The 15,726-nt window shown below is 69.6% G+C and carries 20 protein-coding genes; 12 read left to right on the plus strand and 8 right to left on the minus strand.

The window, feature by feature from the left end; genetic code table 11:
* Positions 1-74: 74 nt before the first annotated feature.
* Positions 75-491 carry an ArsR/SmtB family transcription factor gene (locus tag AUV07_RS09650; RefSeq protein ID WP_025104468.1) on the plus strand — a complete coding sequence of 139 codons (417 nt, stop codon included), beginning with the start codon at positions 75-77 and terminating at the stop codon, positions 489-491.
* Positions 492-671: 180 nt separating this feature from the next.
* Here the strand turns inward: AUV07_RS09650 and AUV07_RS09655 are convergent, their stop codons facing one another.
* Positions 672-1,499 carry an ABC transporter permease gene (locus AUV07_RS09655; protein WP_082802904.1) on the minus strand — a complete coding sequence of 276 codons (828 nt, stop codon included), beginning with the start codon at positions 1,497-1,499 and terminating at the stop codon, positions 672-674.
* Positions 1,496-2,398 carry an ATP-binding cassette domain-containing protein gene (locus tag AUV07_RS09660; RefSeq protein ID WP_062635682.1) on the minus strand — a complete coding sequence of 301 codons (903 nt, stop codon included), beginning with the start codon at positions 2,396-2,398 and terminating at the stop codon, positions 1,496-1,498. The genes AUV07_RS09655 and AUV07_RS09660 overlap by 4 nt, the downstream gene beginning before the upstream one ends.
* 102 nt (positions 2,399-2,500) lie before the next feature.
* Between AUV07_RS09660 and AUV07_RS09665 the strand changes: the two genes are divergently transcribed.
* The 10 genes from AUV07_RS09665 (at position 2,501) to AUV07_RS09705 (ending at position 8,257) form a co-directional block, all read left to right on the plus strand.
* Positions 2,501-3,433, plus strand: a complete 933-nt coding sequence (locus tag AUV07_RS09665; RefSeq protein ID WP_062635684.1) for a TetR/AcrR family transcriptional regulator — start codon at positions 2,501-2,503, stop codon at positions 3,431-3,433.
* Positions 3,434-3,459: 26 nt separating this feature from the next.
* The gene (locus AUV07_RS09670; protein ID WP_062635686.1) at positions 3,460-4,263 is read left to right on the plus strand and encodes a cyclase family protein; all 804 of its coding nucleotides are present in this window, start codon (positions 3,460-3,462) and stop codon (positions 4,261-4,263) included.
* Positions 4,264-4,338: 75 nt separating this feature from the next.
* On the plus strand, positions 4,339-4,530 hold the full coding sequence (locus AUV07_RS09675) for a helix-turn-helix domain-containing protein (protein WP_025104463.1): 192 nt from the start codon (positions 4,339-4,341) through the stop codon (positions 4,528-4,530).
* A gap of 114 nt (positions 4,531-4,644) precedes the next feature.
* Positions 4,645-4,743 carry a 30S ribosomal protein bS22 gene (locus AUV07_RS17350; RefSeq protein WP_003792170.1) on the plus strand — a complete coding sequence of 33 codons (99 nt, stop codon included), beginning with the start codon at positions 4,645-4,647 and terminating at the stop codon, positions 4,741-4,743.
* Between the two features lie 79 nt (positions 4,744-4,822).
* Positions 4,823-5,125, plus strand: coding sequence for a rhodanese-like domain-containing protein (locus AUV07_RS09680; protein ID WP_025104462.1), 303 nt, complete (start codon positions 4,823-4,825; stop codon positions 5,123-5,125).
* Entirely contained in the window at positions 5,122-5,418 is a 297-nt protein-coding gene (locus AUV07_RS09685; protein WP_025104461.1) for a glutaredoxin family protein, read from the plus strand. Before AUV07_RS09680 ends, AUV07_RS09685 begins: the two co-directional genes overlap by 4 nt.
* Entirely contained in the window at positions 5,415-5,717 is a 303-nt protein-coding gene (locus AUV07_RS09690) for a Dabb family protein (RefSeq protein WP_062635688.1), read from the plus strand. Before AUV07_RS09685 ends, AUV07_RS09690 begins: the two co-directional genes overlap by 4 nt.
* A gap of 143 nt (positions 5,718-5,860) precedes the next feature.
* On the plus strand, positions 5,861-6,673 hold the full coding sequence (locus AUV07_RS09695) for a basic amino acid ABC transporter substrate-binding protein (protein ID WP_062635689.1): 813 nt from the start codon (positions 5,861-5,863) through the stop codon (positions 6,671-6,673).
* Positions 6,674-6,707: 34 nt separating this feature from the next.
* Positions 6,708-7,505 (plus strand): amino acid ABC transporter permease, encoded by a 798-nt coding sequence (locus AUV07_RS09700; RefSeq protein ID WP_060921705.1) that lies wholly within the window; start codon positions 6,708-6,710, stop codon positions 7,503-7,505.
* Positions 7,502-8,257 carry an amino acid ABC transporter ATP-binding protein gene (locus AUV07_RS09705; RefSeq protein ID WP_025104457.1) on the plus strand — a complete coding sequence of 252 codons (756 nt, stop codon included), beginning with the start codon at positions 7,502-7,504 and terminating at the stop codon, positions 8,255-8,257. Before AUV07_RS09700 ends, AUV07_RS09705 begins: the two co-directional genes overlap by 4 nt.
* A 99-nt stretch (positions 8,258-8,356) precedes the next feature.
* Here the strand turns inward: AUV07_RS09705 and AUV07_RS09710 are convergent, their stop codons facing one another.
* The 5 genes from AUV07_RS09710 to AUV07_RS09730 all read right to left on the minus strand — a co-directional run bounded on the left by AUV07_RS09710 (position 8,357) and on the right by AUV07_RS09730 (position 12,958).
* On the minus strand, positions 8,357-9,448 hold the full coding sequence (locus tag AUV07_RS09710; RefSeq protein WP_062635691.1) for an ABC transporter ATP-binding protein: 1,092 nt from the start codon (positions 9,446-9,448) through the stop codon (positions 8,357-8,359).
* On the minus strand, positions 9,445-10,236 hold the full coding sequence (locus tag AUV07_RS09715) for an ABC transporter permease (RefSeq protein ID WP_062635693.1): 792 nt from the start codon (positions 10,234-10,236) through the stop codon (positions 9,445-9,447). The genes AUV07_RS09710 and AUV07_RS09715 overlap by 4 nt, the downstream gene beginning before the upstream one ends.
* On the minus strand, positions 10,233-11,171 hold the full coding sequence (locus AUV07_RS09720; protein ID WP_082802905.1) for an ABC transporter permease: 939 nt from the start codon (positions 11,169-11,171) through the stop codon (positions 10,233-10,235). Before AUV07_RS09720 ends, AUV07_RS09715 begins: the two co-directional genes overlap by 4 nt.
* Positions 11,168-12,307 carry an ABC transporter substrate-binding protein gene (locus AUV07_RS09725; RefSeq protein WP_062635697.1) on the minus strand — a complete coding sequence of 380 codons (1,140 nt, stop codon included), beginning with the start codon at positions 12,305-12,307 and terminating at the stop codon, positions 11,168-11,170. The genes AUV07_RS09720 and AUV07_RS09725 overlap by 4 nt, the downstream gene beginning before the upstream one ends.
* Before the next feature lie 135 nt (positions 12,308-12,442).
* On the minus strand, positions 12,443-12,958 hold the full coding sequence (locus AUV07_RS09730) for a GNAT family N-acetyltransferase (RefSeq protein ID WP_062636062.1): 516 nt from the start codon (positions 12,956-12,958) through the stop codon (positions 12,443-12,445).
* Between the two features lie 105 nt (positions 12,959-13,063).
* On the opposite strand from AUV07_RS09730, the gene AUV07_RS09735 reads away from it, so the two are divergent.
* The gene (locus AUV07_RS09735; protein WP_060921721.1) at positions 13,064-13,837 is read left to right on the plus strand and encodes a sulfite exporter TauE/SafE family protein; all 774 of its coding nucleotides are present in this window, start codon (positions 13,064-13,066) and stop codon (positions 13,835-13,837) included.
* 101 nt (positions 13,838-13,938) lie between these two features.
* Here the strand turns inward: AUV07_RS09735 and aspS are convergent, their stop codons facing one another.
* Positions 13,939-15,717: an aspartate--tRNA ligase gene (gene aspS / locus AUV07_RS09740; protein ID WP_060921711.1), complete on the minus strand. Its 1,779-nt coding sequence runs from the start codon at positions 15,715-15,717 to the stop codon at positions 13,939-13,941.
* Positions 15,718-15,726: the final 9 nt, after the last annotated feature.

A 15,726-nucleotide genomic window follows, 5' to 3' on the forward strand; every position in this document is an offset into this window, starting at 1 on the left:
CACGGCCGCAGCACGGCGCCTCTCGCCGAGCCTTCGTCATGGTACTCCGTGCCGGGGCGCACTACCCTGATCACATGACGGACATCTTCGACGTGATCGCAGACGGTACGAGGCGCGACATCCTCCAGCTCCTGCTCCGACGCACGTCCGAAGGCGAGTCCGGGACGAGCGTGAGCCAGATCGTGGCCGACCTCGGCATCAGTCAGCCCACCGTCTCGAAGCACCTCAAGGTGCTCCGCGACGCCGAGCTCGTCACCGTCCGCGAAGACGGGCAGCGCCGCTTCTACAGCCTGTCCGTCGCGCCGCTGGAGGCCGTCGACGACTGGCTGGTCCCGTTCCTCGTCGATGCGTTCGGCGATGCGGCACCGGACATCGCCTATCCGGGCGCCCCGATCCCCGACGGTGCCGCGCACGCGGCCGAGGTCGTCGGGCGTGCGGCCGCCTCCGCCAAGCACGTGGTCACGAACGCGCTGAAACGTCTCGGCGCCTGATTCCGCGCCCCGCACAGACGGAGAACCGCCCCCGACGGCAGGGGGGATGCCGTCGGGGGCGGTGTGCGGACCCCAGATCCGCGCGGACTCGGCAGGTGCCGGCACGGGTCCTGCACCCGACCCTGGCAGGGCTGTCTGAGCGATCGGACAATGCGGGCTATGCGCGGGCTGGGTGTCGGCTCATCGTCGTCCGGCCTTTCGTCGAAACAGCCACGCGCCCCACAACGCCGCCACGAGGAGGATCGCCACGCACCAGCCGATCGCCCACCATGCCTCCGCCTGCATCGGGGTGTCCATCAGGAGAGCGCGGATGGTCTCCACGATGGGCGTGATCGGCTGGTGGGCGGCGATCGGCTGGAGCCAGTCGGGCATGCTCGCGACGGGGACGAAGGCACTGGAGAGGTACGGCAGGAACAGCAGGACGAAGCCATAGCCGCTCGCTGCTTCGGGGCTGCCGGCGGCGAGCCCGATCGCGGCGAACAGGTAGGTGATCGCGAGGATGTAGAGCGCGATCATGCCGGCCAGGGCGACCCACTCGAGCGGAGTGGCCGATGGGCGGAATCCGACCAGTACCCCGACGCCGATCACGACGGCGGTCGCCACGAGGTTGCGGAGGACACTGGCGACGACATGCCCGGTGAGCACGGCGCCGGCGCGCAGGGGCATGGTACGGAACCGGTCGATGATCCCCGTGCGCATGTCGTTCGCGACGTACACGGCGGTGGAGGAGGCGCCGAAACCGGCGCACGTCAGGATGATGCCGGGGACCACGTAGTCGACGTAGGCGCCGGAGGGATCGATGGCCCCGCCGAACACCCACGTGAACATCAGCATCAGCATGACGGGGAGCAGGATCGCCATGAGGAGGGACTCGCCGTCCCGGAGGGAGTGGCGGAGGCTGCGCCCGACGAGGACGGTCTCGGCGGTGAGGCCGCGGAGGGGTGGCCGCGGGGCGGGGGCGGCAGCGGGCCCGGAGGTTTCGGGCACAGTGGCGTGGGCGATGTTCATGCGAGCTCCTTCCCGGGCGCGGCGCCTGCGGTCGCGGCGTCGGGGGCGGTGACGGCGAGGAAGACGTCGTCCAGGGTGGGGCGACGGAGCGTGACGGTGCCGGCGCCGCCGTCCTCATCCAGGAGGTCGAGCGCTCGGCGGAGACCGCTCACCGAGCCGTCGGTCGGGATCTCCCGCTGAAGCTCCCCGCGGTCGTCGCGGAGCTCCACCGTGTCGCCGCCGACCCGGGCCTTCAGCGCCGGGGCCGTTCCGAGCGCCGCGATGCGACCGTCGTGGAGCACGGCGATGCGGTCGGCGAGCTGATCCGCCTCCTCGAGGTACTGCGTCGTGAGGAACACCGTCGTGCCGCCGTCCGCGAGGACCCGGATGATGTCCCAGAGCTCACGCCGACTGCGGGCGTCGAGCCCTGTCGTCGGCTCGTCGAGGAAGAGGACCTCCGGGGTCACGACGAAGCTGAGGGCGAGATCGAGACGCCGACGCATGCCGCCGGAGTAGGTGCGGACGGCGCGGCCGGCGGCCTCGCCGAGATGGAAGCGATCGATGAGATCCGCGGCGCGACGCCGCGCGCCGGCACGACCGAGTCCGGACAGACGGGCGAACATCACCACGTTCTCGGTCGCGCTGAGGGCGTCGTCCACGGCGGCCGACTGGCCGGTGAGGCTGATCCGTCGCTGCACCTCCCGCGGGTGAGTCCGCACATCCCAGCCGGCGACGCGCGCCGTGCCTCGATCCGCCACCGTGAGGGTGGTGAGGATATTGATCGTCGTCGTCTTGCCAGCGCCGTTGGGCCCGAGCAGAGCGAACACCTCGCCACGGGCGACGGTGAGGTCGAGATCACGAATGACGGTCTTCGCGCCGAAAGCCTTGTGCAGGTCGTGGACGTCGATGGCTCTGTCCATCAGGGTTCCCTTCTGTGTATCCCAAAAACTGTGTATGGGCAACGCAAGTGTGTATGACCGTAACACACTGTTTAAGGAATAAACAGAAGTAGGATGAAAGCCATGACCGAGAAGGAGCCGCCCGAGCTGCCGCGCGGGATCGCGCTCGCCTGGGGTGTCGCGGCCGATCCGCAGCGCGGCCCGAAGCGGGAGATGAGCGTCGAGAAGATCGTGGAGGCGGCGGTCGCCCTCGCCGACGCCGAGGGGCTCGGTGCCGTCTCGATGGCTGCGGTCGCCGCGCGTCTGGGATTCACGCCCATGTCGCTCTACCGGTACGTCTCCGCCAAGGACGACCTCCTGCTCCTCATGCAGGAGGAGGCGACGGGCCTGCCGCCGGAGAGCCATCTCGAGGTCGAGGGGTGGCGCGAGCGGCTGCTCGCCTTGTACGAGGCGCAGATCCTCGTGTATCTGCGGCATCCCTGGATGCTCTCGCTGCCGATCTCGGGTTCACCGATCACACCGAACAGCTCCGCCTGGCTGGATGCGGGCCTCGCCGCCCTCGATGGCACCCCGCTCACGGCAGAGGAGCGGATCGCCGTCGCACTCGCCGTCACCGGCCATGCCCGCTGGTGCGGGATCGTGCAGGCCGGATACACCGAGCAGTCGCGGTCGTCCGGTCTGAGTCCGGACGAGGTCGCGGCCCGTGAGGCCTCGCTGTTCGACCGGGTCATCACCGCTGACGAGTTTCCCGCCCTGCGGCGGGCTATCGAAGACGGCGTCTTCCTGTCGTCGGCCGACCCGTTCCGCTTCGCGGTGGAACGCACCCTCGACGGCGTCGCCGCGTACATGGCGGGCCTCGAACGCGGGGAGCGGCACATCGTCGCGGAGGAGTGGGTCGATCTCGACGTCGCCGAGCTCGCGGGAGACAAGCGGCTCAAAGAGGCGCAGAAGGCCAGCCGTGAGGCGGAGAAGGCCCTTCGCGCCGCGCGCAAGGTCGAGCGGCAGGCCCTACGGGATGCGCGCGAGCGGATCGCTAAGGCGAAGAGATCCGCCTGAGTCCTCCGGTCCGGCAGGATGGCTCCATGACGGACGAGTACCGCGCGCATTTCGACTTCGCGATCACCTTCGCCAACGGCGGCGGGCTGCAGGGGCAGGGGTTCCGACTCGATCTGCCACGGGAGGACGTGACCGCGGACGAGGTCGCAGCCCTGCTCATCGCCCATCTCGGCCTGGCGCTCGTGGGCGAGGTCGAGCTCAGTGATCTGCGGATCGTCGCCGAGCCGCACCGGGGCAGCCGTGGTGTCGCGGCTCCGGCTCGTGGAGACCGCACCGAACGGGTCGTGGACCTGAGCCACCCGATCGCGGAAGGCATGGTCACCTATCCCGGGCTGCCGGCGCCGACCATCACCCCGCACCTCACCCTGGCGTCGCTCGACCTCGACACCCTCGTGGACCTGCCCGCCGAGGTCTTCCACCTCCGCGACGCGTGGACGCCCGAACGGCGGGGTATCAGGGCGGCGACGCTCGCCGATCGCGAGCTCCGCGGCAGCGCGGTGCTCCTGGACACCGGCTGGAGCCGGCTGTTCGGCACGCCCGCCTACGGCACCGGCTCGCCCTTCCTCACCGAGGACGCGGCGCGCTTCCTCGTGGACGCCGGGGTGCGCCTGGTCGGCATCGACGCGCTCAACATCGACGACACGGAGAGCGGCGGGGAGCGACCGGCGCACAGCATCCTCCTCGCGGCGGGCGTGCACGTCGTCGAGCACCTCACCGCTCTCGATCGCCTCCCCGCGCGCGGGGCGCGGTTCACCGCGGCTCCTCCGGCGATCCGCGGGTTCGGGACGTTCCCGGTCCGGGCGTTCGCGATCGTGCCGACATCCCACTGATCACAACAGCCACGCGGGTTTACACGCGTCCCAGCGACCCCATAGAGTGTGCTCATCGAGAAAGGGGTACGTGGGATGCCCGAGGTTCCAGACGTCCGATTCCTGACGGTGGCCGAAGTCGCCGAGCTCATGCGCGTGTCCAAGATGACCGTGTACCGGCTCGTGCACGCCGGTGACCTCCCCGCCATCCGATTCGGACGGAGCTACCGCGTGCCGGAGTCCGCCGTCGCGGAGGCTCTGCAGCGGCCCATCGCCGACGCCGGCTGACGGAGGGCGCGGGGCACCCTCCTGAGTTTGCTAGGATGATCCGAGGCATTTTTCGTGCTCGTACCCGGGTGTCCGATTCCGGCGACACCCAGCCCCTGACTTAGTGAGGTTTCCGTGGGTTCTGTCATCAAGAAGCGCCGCAAGCGCATGGCGAAGAAGAAGCACCGCAAGCTGCTTCGCAAGACTCGCCACCAGCGCCGCAACAAGAAGTAAGCGGCCAGACACCGAGCGCCTGTCTTCGGACGGGCGCTTTGTGTCTCTGCCCGCCGTTCCGCACCGCCGAGAGGATGTCATGAAGTCGATCACCGTCGCCGAACTCGCCGAGCGCTCCGGCACGCCCCTCATCGATGTCCGGGAGGTGCACGAGTTCCAGGCCGGCCACGTCCCCGGCGCCGTGAACATCCCGATGTCCGAGATCGGCAACCGCCTGGACGAGCTCCCGGCCGAGTCGTTCGACGTGATCTGCCAGGCCGGCGGTCGCTCGGCCCGCGTGGTCGAGGCGCTCGAGGCCCGCGGCTACGACGCCACCAACGTCGAGGGCGGTACCGGCGAGTGGATCGCCCAGGGACGCGAGGTGGAGGTCCCGTCGTCGTGACGACGCTGACCCTCATCGGCAAGCCCGACTGCCATCTGTGCGCCGTGGCCTCCGAGGTCGTCGACGCGGTCGTCGCCGAACTGCCGGACGCCGCCGCAGAGCGCATCCAGATCGTCGAGGCGTCGATCCAGGACGACCCCGCCCTGTACGAGCAGTGGTGGGAGAAGATCCCCGTCGTCCTCATCGACGGACGACTGCATGCGCACTGGCGCGTGTCCCCCGACCGGCTGCGCGAGGCGCTGGAGGAAGCCGTCGACGCGGAGGCCCGTGCCGACCAGAAGGAGCTGCGATGACCATCCGCCATGTCGTGACCTGGAAGCTCGCCGCGGAGGACGCGGCGGAGCGGCAGGAGCAGGCGGCGGAGGTCGCCCGGCGACTGAATGCCCTCGACGGTGTCGTACCCCAGCTCCGCAGCATCTGGGCCGGTGCGAACGACGTGTACCCCGACGCGAACTGGGACGTGACCCTGGTCGCGGACTTCGACTCCGTCGCCGACCTCGAGCAGTATCAGGTGCACCCCGCGCATGAGGAGGTCGCCGGGTACATCCGCTCGGTCGTCTCCGGCCGTGTGGCGGTCGACGCCGAGCTCTGAGCATCGAGCGTCGTCCCCGCGGCACCGAAACACAAACGTAATGCGGCGCGAGGGGATGTCATTGGTCACGCGACGAGCCGCATGTTTAGATGAACTCCTACCCGTCCGTGGGCTCACCCGCCCCCCGACTCCCAGGAGCCGACATGTCCCGTCGTAACCTCTTCGCCGGCCTCGCGATCGCGGCCACCGCCACCCTCGCGCTCGCCGGATGCGCCACCGGCTCCTCCGACGCGGGCAGCGGCGGCGAGTCCGCTGCCGGTGACGAGTACGGACTCATCGAGGCGGGCAAGCTGACCGTCTGCTCCGACATCCCCTACCCGCCCTTCGAGTTCGAGGGCGACGACGGTGAGTACACCGGCTTCGACATCGACCTCCTCGGTGCGATCGCCGAGCAGCTCGACCTCGAGCTCTCCGTGCAGGATGTGGGCTTCGATGCGCTGCAGTCCGGCACGACTCTCGCCGCCGGCCAGTGCGACATCGGTGCCTCGGCCATGACGATCACCGACGAGCGCAAGGCCAACATCGACTTCTCCGACCCGTACTACGACTCGCTGCAGTCGCTCCTCGTGCGCACCGACTCGGGGATCAAGTCCATCGACGACCTCGACGGCAAGAACGTCGGCGTGCAGCAGGGCACGACCGGCGAGGCCTACGCGACCGAGAACGCGAAGGGCGCGCAGCTCGTGCAGTACCCGTCGGACGGCGAACTGTGGCCCGCGATGCAGGCCGGGCAGATCGACGCCATCCTGCAGGATCAGCCCGTCAACCTCGAGCACGAGAAGGCTGACTCCGCCTACGAGATCGTGGAGACCTACGAGACCGATGAGTCCTACGGCTTCGCCTTCGCCAAGGGGGAGAAGGACGAACTCCGCGAGGCCGTGAACGGGGCTCTGCAGGAGCTCCGGGACAACGGCGAGTACGACACCATCTACAACGAGTACTTCACGGCCAACTGAGTCGAGAGCTGAGTCGGTCGGGAGGACCTTGACAATGGCGTTGAGGCGCACCACGAAACAGAAGCTGTACCGGTACTCGATCTACGCGGTGCTGCTCGCGATCGTCGTCTGGGCGATCGTCAGCACCGACTGGGCGAGGATCGCGCAGCTCTACTTCAACCCCGAGGTCGCGGCGAAGATGCTCCCGGGCATCATCACCACGGCGCTCGTCAACACCCTGTGGTTCACGGCGGTGGCATTCGCCGGCGGCTTGCTGCTCGGCATCCTGCTGGCGCTGATGAAGCTCTCGGTGATCGCGCCGTTCCGGTGGATCGCGACGGCGTGGATCGAGCTGTTCCGCGGTCTGCCCGCGATCCTCACGATCTTCGCGATCGCGTTCATCCTGCCGATCGGTCTCGGTGTGCCGGCGACCCGCCTCGGCGGGCCGGTGGTCCTGGGCCTGATCGGTCTCATCCTCGTGGCCTCCGCCTACATGGCAGAGACCATCCGAGCCGGAATCCAGGCGGTCCCGAAGGGACAGACCGAGGCGGCGCGTTCGCTCGGTATGTCGCCCATGAAGACGACCTTCTGGATCGTGGTCCCGCAGGGCTTCCGGATCATCATCCCGCCGCTGACGAACGAGTTCGTGCTGCTGCTGAAGGACACCTCGCTGCTGTTCGTCGCCGGCTCCTTCATCTGGTCGAAGGAGCTCACGAACTTCGCGCGCGACGCAGCGACGCAGAACGCCAACGGAACGCCGCTCATCATGGCGGCGATCCTCTACCTGATCGTGACGATCCCGCTCACGCGTCTCAGCGCGTGGCTGGAGCGTCGGATGGCGAGGACACGATGAGCACCGACCTGATCGACGTGCAGGCCCCGGCGATCGCTATCCAGGACCTGCACAAGAGCTTCGGCGACAACGAGGTGCTCAAGGGCATCGACCTGACGGTTCTGGCCGGCGAGGTCGTCTGTGTGATCGGACCGTCCGGTTCCGGGAAGTCGACGCTGCTCCGCTCGGTGAACCTCCTGGAGGAGCCCACGGGCGGCAAGGTGCTCATCGAGGGCATCGACATCACCGATCCCGACATCGACATCGACCGCGTGCGCACCCGCATCGGGATGGTGTTCCAGAGCTTCAACCTCTTCCCGCACCTCAGCGTGCTCGGCAACCTCACGATCGCGCAGCAGCGGGTGAAGAAGCGCTCGAAGGCCGAGGCCGACAAGGTCGCGCGCGCCATGCTCGAGCGCGTCGGTCTCGCGGAGAAGGCCGACGCGTACCCCGGGCACCTCTCGGGTGGGCAGCAGCAGCGCGTGGCCATCGCCCGGGCGCTGTGCATGAACCCCGACATGATGCTGTTCGACGAGCCGACGTCGGCCCTCGACCCGGAGCTCGTCGGCGAGGTGCTGCAGGTCATGCGGTCGCTGGCCGACGAGGGCATGACGATGCTCGTGGTCACGCATGAGATGGGCTTCGCGCGCGAGGTCGGTTCGCGGCTGATCTTCATGGACGGTGGACACATCGTCGAGGAGGGCGACCCCCGCGAGGTGCTGGCGAATCCGCAGCACCAGCGCACGAAGGACTTCCTCTCCCGCGTCCTCTGACTCTCTCCTCCCGGTGTCGCCGAGACCCCGGGCATTCGCCGAGACCCCCGGCTGCAGACGTCTGCAGCCGGGGGTCTCGACGTGAACCCGGGGTCTCGGTCAGCCGCGGGGGCGCGCGACCACAGGGGCGGGGGTCACCGCGATGCGGACGCGGTCGCCGAACGACGGGTGCACGGTGGGATCGTGCTGCACGCGGACGAGCTCGCCCGACTCCGTGCGCACGAGGGTCCGCCGCATGCTGCCGAGGAACGTGCTCTCCTCCACGAGGGCATCGGTGGCGGCGTCCTCCGCGGAGGTGAAGCGGACGTTCTCCGGACGGAGGTACACGTCGACGGGGCCGTCGGCGGGGGTCTGCAACGGGAGACGCTGCCCCCACACGACGACGTGCTCGCCGTCCGCGACGCCGGACACGACGCTGGAGAGGCCCACGAACGCGGCGACCTCGGCGGTCGCGGGAGTCGTGTACAGCTCTTCCGGGGAGCCGATCTGCTCGATGCGACCGGAGTTCATGACCGCGATCCGGTCCGACACCGCGAGGGCCTCCTCCTGGTCGTGTGTGACGAAGACGGTCGTGATGCCCAGCCGCAGCTGGATGCGCCGGATCTCGTCGCGGAGCTGCACGCGCACCTTGGCGTCGAGAGCCGACAGGGGCTCGTCGAGCAGCAGCACCCGGGGTTCCGTGACGAGGGCGCGAGCCAGGGCGACTCGCTGCTGCTGTCCGCCGGAGAGCTGGTGCGGGAACCGGTCGGCGAGGTCGGCGAGGCCTACGAGGGCGAGCGCATCAAGGGCACGCCGCGCCGCCTCGGGCGTGCCGACACCCCGACGACGGAGCCCGAAGGCCGTGTTGTCGACGACGCGGAGGTGCGGGAACAGTGAGTACGACTGGAACACCATCCCGATGTCGCGCCGGTTCGTCGGCACCCGCGAGACGTCCCCGCCGCCGAGGAGCACCGTCCCCTCCTCGGCGCCCTCGAGTCCCGCGAGCACGCGGAGCAGTGTCGTCTTGCCGCAGCCGGAGGGACCGAGCAGCGAGACGAACTCCCCGCGGGCGATGTCGAGGTCGACGCCGTGCAGCACCCTCGTGCCGCCGTAGCTCTTGACGATGCCGTGGAGCTCGACCCGCGTGCCGTCGCCGGCCTGGGCGAGCAGCAGGTTGTCCTTGGTGCGCGGGAGCGCGTGATCGAGGGTCATGAGCGGGCCTTTCGCGGACCGCGGGCGACGCGGCCGATGAGCAGGAGCAGGAGGAAGACGAACGACAGGGCGAGCAGCGTGAAGATCGCGGGGGCATACGGGTCCTGCTTCTGCACCACGACCATCGCCGTCTGGAACACCTGCCGGTTGAGGAGGGACGCGATCGTGAACTCCCCGAGCACCACTGCGATGGAGATCAGCGAGGCGGCGAGCAGGCCCTGGCGGAGGTTCGGCGCGAGCACGCGGAGCACGACCGTCGGCCAGCCCGCCCCGAGCGAGCGCGCCGCTTCGGACAGCGTGCGCAGGTCTGCCGCATCGATCGACGCCTGGATCGAGCGGAAGGCGAAGGGGAGGACCGTGATGCCGTAGGCGAAGGCGAGGGTCCAGGTGCCGGTGCCCACGGTCCGACCGATCTGCAGGTAGATCGGCGTGAGCCCCACGACGAGCACGATCGCGGGGATCGAGATCGGCAGGAGCGCGACGAACTCGAAGGCCGCCTTCAGCCGCGGGAAGCGGAGGTTCACGAGGATCATCGTGGGGGCCAGGAGGAGCAGCACGATCGCCACGGTCACCACCGCGAGGATCAGCGAGTTCCCGAGCCCCGTCCAGAGAGGCTTCAGGGCCGCCGACGCCGCGGGGTCGAAGAGGGCGGTCCAGTGCGCGAACGAGAGGCCGTCGGTGTCGCGCAGCGTGAAGAGGAACGTCGACACGAGGGGCACCGCGAAGAACGCCCCGACGACGATGCCGATCACCGCACGGGTCGCGCGGGACGGGGCGAGGCCGTTCATGCCTGCCACCGCGAAGCCCGGCGCTGGATGAGGGAGTACAGCGCCATCACGACCCCGACCACGATGATCATGCCGAGGGCGAGAGCGCCGGCGAGGTTCTCCCGACCGAGCAGGGTCTCGCTCGTGAGCGCCGTGCGGATCTGCAGCGGGACGATCTGCGAGCCCTGACTCGCGAGCGCCGCGGCCGTGGCGTACGAGGAGAACGCGTTCGCGAAGAGCAGCAGCAGACTGGCGAGGAACGACGGCGCCAGCACCGGGAGGCCGATCCGCAGCCAGAAGCTCGCTCTGCTGCCCCCGAGGGTGAGGTTCGCCTCGACCCACTGCGGCTTCAGCGCGGCGAGGGCGGGCAGGAAGGTGATGACCATGAGCGGCACCTGGAAGTAGATGTACGGGAGGACGAGGCCGGGAAGCTCGTACAGCCACGTGCCCTCGGCGAAGATGTCGATGCCGAAGGTGTCGCGGAGGAAGACCGTGACCACGCCCTGGATGCCGATCGTGGCGATGAAGGCGAACGCGAGCATGACGCCGCCGAACTGCGCGAGGACCCCGGCGGCCGCGTCCACGGAGCGGCGTACGACACCGTCCGGGTTCATGCCGAGCAGGGCATAGGAGACGAGGGCGCCGACGAGGGCGCCGACCGCCGCGGTGAGCAGCGACAGCCCCGCCGAGTTCGCGAAGGTCGTCAGCACGACCGGGTCGCCGAGGGCGGCGACGTTCGTCCAGGTGAAAGCACCGTCGCCGTCGAAGAACCCGGAGCCGATCGCGAGCACGGTCGGCACGGCGAGGAAGAGCAGCACGTAGGCGGCGAACGGTATGAGCCCCAGCCACGCCACGGACGGCGCCGACCGCCGGGCCCGCGTGTGCGACGCGGGTCCGGCGGCGGTGGCGGGGGCGGACGCCGCGGCATCCACCCCCGGGGCGACGACGGTGGTCACTGGACCGCCGCTGCCCACTTCTCGCCGAGCAGCGTGCCGGCGTTCTCGGACTGCTCCTCGGTCGGCACGACCGTCTCCTCCGGGGCATCGGGGAGAGCGGCCGCGAGCTTCTCGTCGATCGTGCCGGCCTCGGTCATCGCCTCCATGCGCACCGGACGGGCGCCGCCCTTCAGCCACAGGTTCTGCACCTCGTCGCTGTAGAGGAACTCCTGCCACAGACGCGCGGCGGCCGGGTTCGGAGCGTCGACGTTGATGGCCTGGTTGTAGTAGCCCGCGTAGCCGGTGCCGTCGAAGACCACGACCTTCCAGTCCGGGTTGTCGGCCGTGTGCGCCGCGTTCAGGTAGTCCCAGTCGAAGACCACGGGGGTCTCGCCGCTGGCGACGGTCGCGGTCGTGACGTCGACCTTGAGGAGGTTCCCGGCCTTCTGCAGCTCGGAGAAGAAGTCGATGCCCGGCTGGAAGTCGTCGAGCGTGCCGTCCGACTGCACGGTCGCCAGGCCCACGGCGGCGAAGGCCGCTCCGGCCTGCGTCGGGTCGCCGTTGATGGCCACGGCGCCCTTGTAGTCGGCGGAGAGGAGATCGGACAGCTCGGCCGGCGCCTCGAAGGCCGAGGAGTCGTAGCCGATCGACATGTAGCCGCCGTAGTCGCCGACGAAGAGGCCGGTGGGCTCCTTCAGCTCGTCGGGGATGTCGTCCCAGGTCTGGACCTTGTACGGGGCGAAGGTGTCGGTGTTCTGCAGGGCGACGGTCAGGCCGAGGTCGAAGACGTCGGGAGCGGTGTCGAGGCCCTTGTTCGTCTCGGCCGCCTGGATCTCCTCGGCGCTGGAGACGTCGGGTGAGGCCTCGTTGATGGTGATCTCGGGGTACTTCTCCGCGAACAGGTCGAGGATCTCGCCGTAGTTCGCCCAGTCGCGGGGGAGGGCGATGACGTTGAGCTGACCCTCCTCCTTCGCGGCCGCCTCCAGGTCGGCGAACGAGCCGAAGTCCTCGACGGAGGTCGCGCTCGCCGCGTCCACGGCGTCGTCACCGGCGGCCGGGGTGTCGGTCGCGGAGGCGCAGGAGGTCAGAGCGATGACGGCCGTGGTGGCCAGGGCGATGCCGGCGCCGATGCGTGCGCGGCGGATGGAGCGTGCCATGAGTGTCCTCTCGGTGTCCGGCGCTGTGAGCCGGTGTCGGGTTGCGAGAGGACACTATGAGTCCGAGGTAGCCACGCGGAGCGGTGCGGGTGAACGGTCGGTGTCGGGCGGGTGGCGCGGGGATGCGCTCCGGATTCAGCGCTGCGGGACGGTGTACTTGAAGCCGCGGTGCGAGCCCACGTAGCCGAGGCGCTCATAGAACCGGTGCGCGTCGGTGCGGGCGGCGTCGGAGGTGAGCTGCACCATGGCCGCACCGAGGGCGGGCGCCGCGGTGTCGCCGACCCAGCGCATGACCGCGGAGCCGATGCCCGAGGACCGGAGGTCGCTGCGCACCCGGACCGCCTCGACGAGCAGCCGCCGAGCGCCGCGGCGCGCCATTCCGGGGATCGAGGTGAGCTGGAGGGTGCCGACCACGGCGCCGTCGAGCTCGACCACGAGGAGGTCGTTGGAAGGGTCGGCCAGGATCTCGCGGAGGCCGCGTTCATACGCCGGCCGGTCCTCATCGGACGCCACGTCGCCGCGGGCGGCGCTGATCGGGTCGTCGGCGAGCAGCGCGATGACGGCGTCGGCGTCGGCCTCGGTCGCACGCCGGAGCACGGCGTCCCCGCTCCTCGACGCGAACGGATGCGGAAGCGGGAGAGCGGCGAGCATGAGCCCAGTCTGCCAGCGGAGGATGCGGGACGGCGCCCGCGGGTCTGGAATCATGGCGGAGTGGATATCGGCAGCCTCCTCGGACTCGAGCAGCTCACCTGGGGGATGCTGATCCTCATCATCGTGGCGGCGTTCAGTGCCGGGTGGATCGACGCGGTCGTCGGCGGCGGAGGGCTGCTGCAGCTCCCGGCGCTGCTCCTCATCCCCGGTATCGCCCCGGTCCAGGCGCTCGCGACGAACAAGCTCGCCTCCGTGTTCGGGACCGCGACCAGCAGCATCACCTACTACCGCCGGGCCAAGCCCGATCTCCGCACAGCTCTGCCGATGGCGGTGATCGCGTTGATCGGCTCGTTCGGGGGCGCGGCGGTCGCCACGGTGCTGCCCCCGGCCGCCTTCAAGCCCATCATCGTGATCGCGCTGCTGGCGGTGGCCCTGTTCACGGCGCTCCGGCCGCAGCTCGGGGCGGCGACGCAGCTGCGCTTCCACGGGCACAAGCACCACATCATGGCCGGGCTGGCCGGGCTCGGCATCGGGTTCTACGATGGGATGATCGGTCCGGGCACGGGCACCTTCCTCGTGATCACCCTCGTCGCGCTGCTGGGCTACGACTTCCTGCAGGCGAGCGCGAAGGCCAAGATCGTCAATCTCGCGACGAACGCGGGGGCGCTGCTCCTCTTCATCCCGCACGGCTCGGTGCTGTGGCTGCTCGGGGGCATCCTCGCGGTCGCGAACGTCGGCGGCAGCTACCTGGGCTCGCGGATGGCCATCTCCCGCGGCACGACGTTCATCCGCGTGGTGTTCCTCGTCGTCGTGGTGGCTCTCATCGCGAAGCTCGGCGTCGACGTGTGGAACGAGAACCTCGCCCCCCTCTTCGCCTGATTCTCATTCTTTCTTCGCCGAGACCCCGGGTACGCGACGAGACCCCGGGCTGCCGGCGGCAGTGTCCCGGGGTCTCGGCGGAAAGACGGGGTCTCGGCGGGTCAGGCCTCGTCTTCAGGAGTGAAGTCCACACCGGCCTCGGCGCGCTGCTCGGGGGTGATCGGCGCGGGAGCGGAGGTGAGGGGATCGAAACCGTTCCCGGACTTCGGGAAGGCGATGACGTCGCGGATGGACTCGGTCTTCGTCAGGTGCTGGAGCACGCGGTCCATGCCGAGTGCGATGCCGCCGTGCGGCGGAGCGCCGAACTTGAACGCGTCGAGGAGGAAGCCGAACTGCTCCTGCGCCACCTCGTCGCTGATGCCCATGACCTCGAAGACCCGCTTCTGGATGTCCTCGCGGTGGATGCGGATGGACCCGCCGCCGAGCTCCGAGCCGTTGCACACGATGTCGTACGCGTAGGCGAGGGCCGATCCAGGGTCGGTGTCGAACGTGTCCTCGAACTCGGGCTTCGGGCCCGTGAACGCGTGGTGCACGGCCGTCCAGGCACCCGCGCCGACCGCGACGTCTCCGGAGGCGACCGCGTCGGCGGCCGGCTCGAACATGGGGGCGTCGACGACCCAGGTGAAGGCGAACTCGTCCGGGTTCAGGTACCCGAGGCGACGGCCGATCTCGACCCGCGCGGCGCCGAGCAGCGCCCGGCTCTCCTTGGTGGCACCGGCGGCGAAGAACACGCAGTCGCCCGGCTCGGCGCCCACGAACTCCGCCAGGCCCGCCTGCTCGGCCTCGGACAGGTTCTTCGCGGCGGGCCCGCCCAGGGTGCCGTCCTCGTTGAACAGCACGTAGGCGAGACCACGGGCGCCGCGCTGCTTGGCCCAGTCCTGCCAGGCGTCGAGCTGCTTGCGTGGCTGGCTCGCACCGCCGGGCATGCGCACCGCACCGACGTACTCGGCCTGGAACACGCGGAACGGGGTGTCCTTGAAGTACTCGGTCGCCTCGACGAGCTCGAGTCCGAAGCGGAGGTCGGGCTTGTCGGAGCCGTACTTCGCCATGGCGTCGGCGTACGTCATCCGCGGCAGCGGGGTCTGCACCTCGACGCCGATCGTCTTCCACATCGCCACGATGAGCGACTCCATGAGGGCGATCACGTCCTCCTGGTCGACGAAGCTCATCTCGATGTCGAGCTGCGTGAACTCGGGCTGACGGTCGGCGCGGAAGTCCTCATCGCGGTAGCAGCGGGCGATCTGGAAGTACTTCTCCACACCGCCGACCATGAGCAGCTGCTTGAAGAGCTGCGGCGACTGGGGCAGGGCGTACCAGCTGCCCGGGTGCAGACGGGCCGGGACGACGAAGTCGCGGGCGCCCTCCGGCGTGGAACGGGTGAGGGTCGGGGTCTCGACCTCGGTGAAGTCCTCGGCGTGCAGCACGTCCCGGATCGCCTTGTAGACGTCGGACCGCAGGCGCAGCGCGGAGGCGGCGGCCGGGCGGCGGAGGTCGAGGTAGCGATACTTCAGGCGCGCCTCCTCCCCGACGGTCTCGGTGTCGGCCAGAGCGGTCGAGACCTGGAACGGCAGCGGCGCCGACTCGTTCAGCACCTCGACGTCGGCCGCGATGACCTCGATCTCGCCGGAGGGGAGGTTCGGGTTCGCGTTGCCCTCGGGGCGCCGCGACACCTCGCCGGTGACCTTGAGGACGAACTCGTTACGCAGCGGGTGGGCGATCTCCTCGTCGCGGATGACGACCTGGGCGATGCCCGACGCGTCCCGCAGATCGATGAAAGCGACGCCTCCGTGGTCACGACGACGATCGACCCACCCGGTGAGGGTGACGGTCTGACCGATGTTCTCGGCGCGCAGGGAGCCTGCGGAGTGGGTGCGCAGCACGGAGGATTC

The organism is Microbacterium sp. CH1 (assembly GCF_001595495.1).
GTDB lineage: Bacteria > Actinomycetota > Actinomycetes > Actinomycetales > Microbacteriaceae > Microbacterium.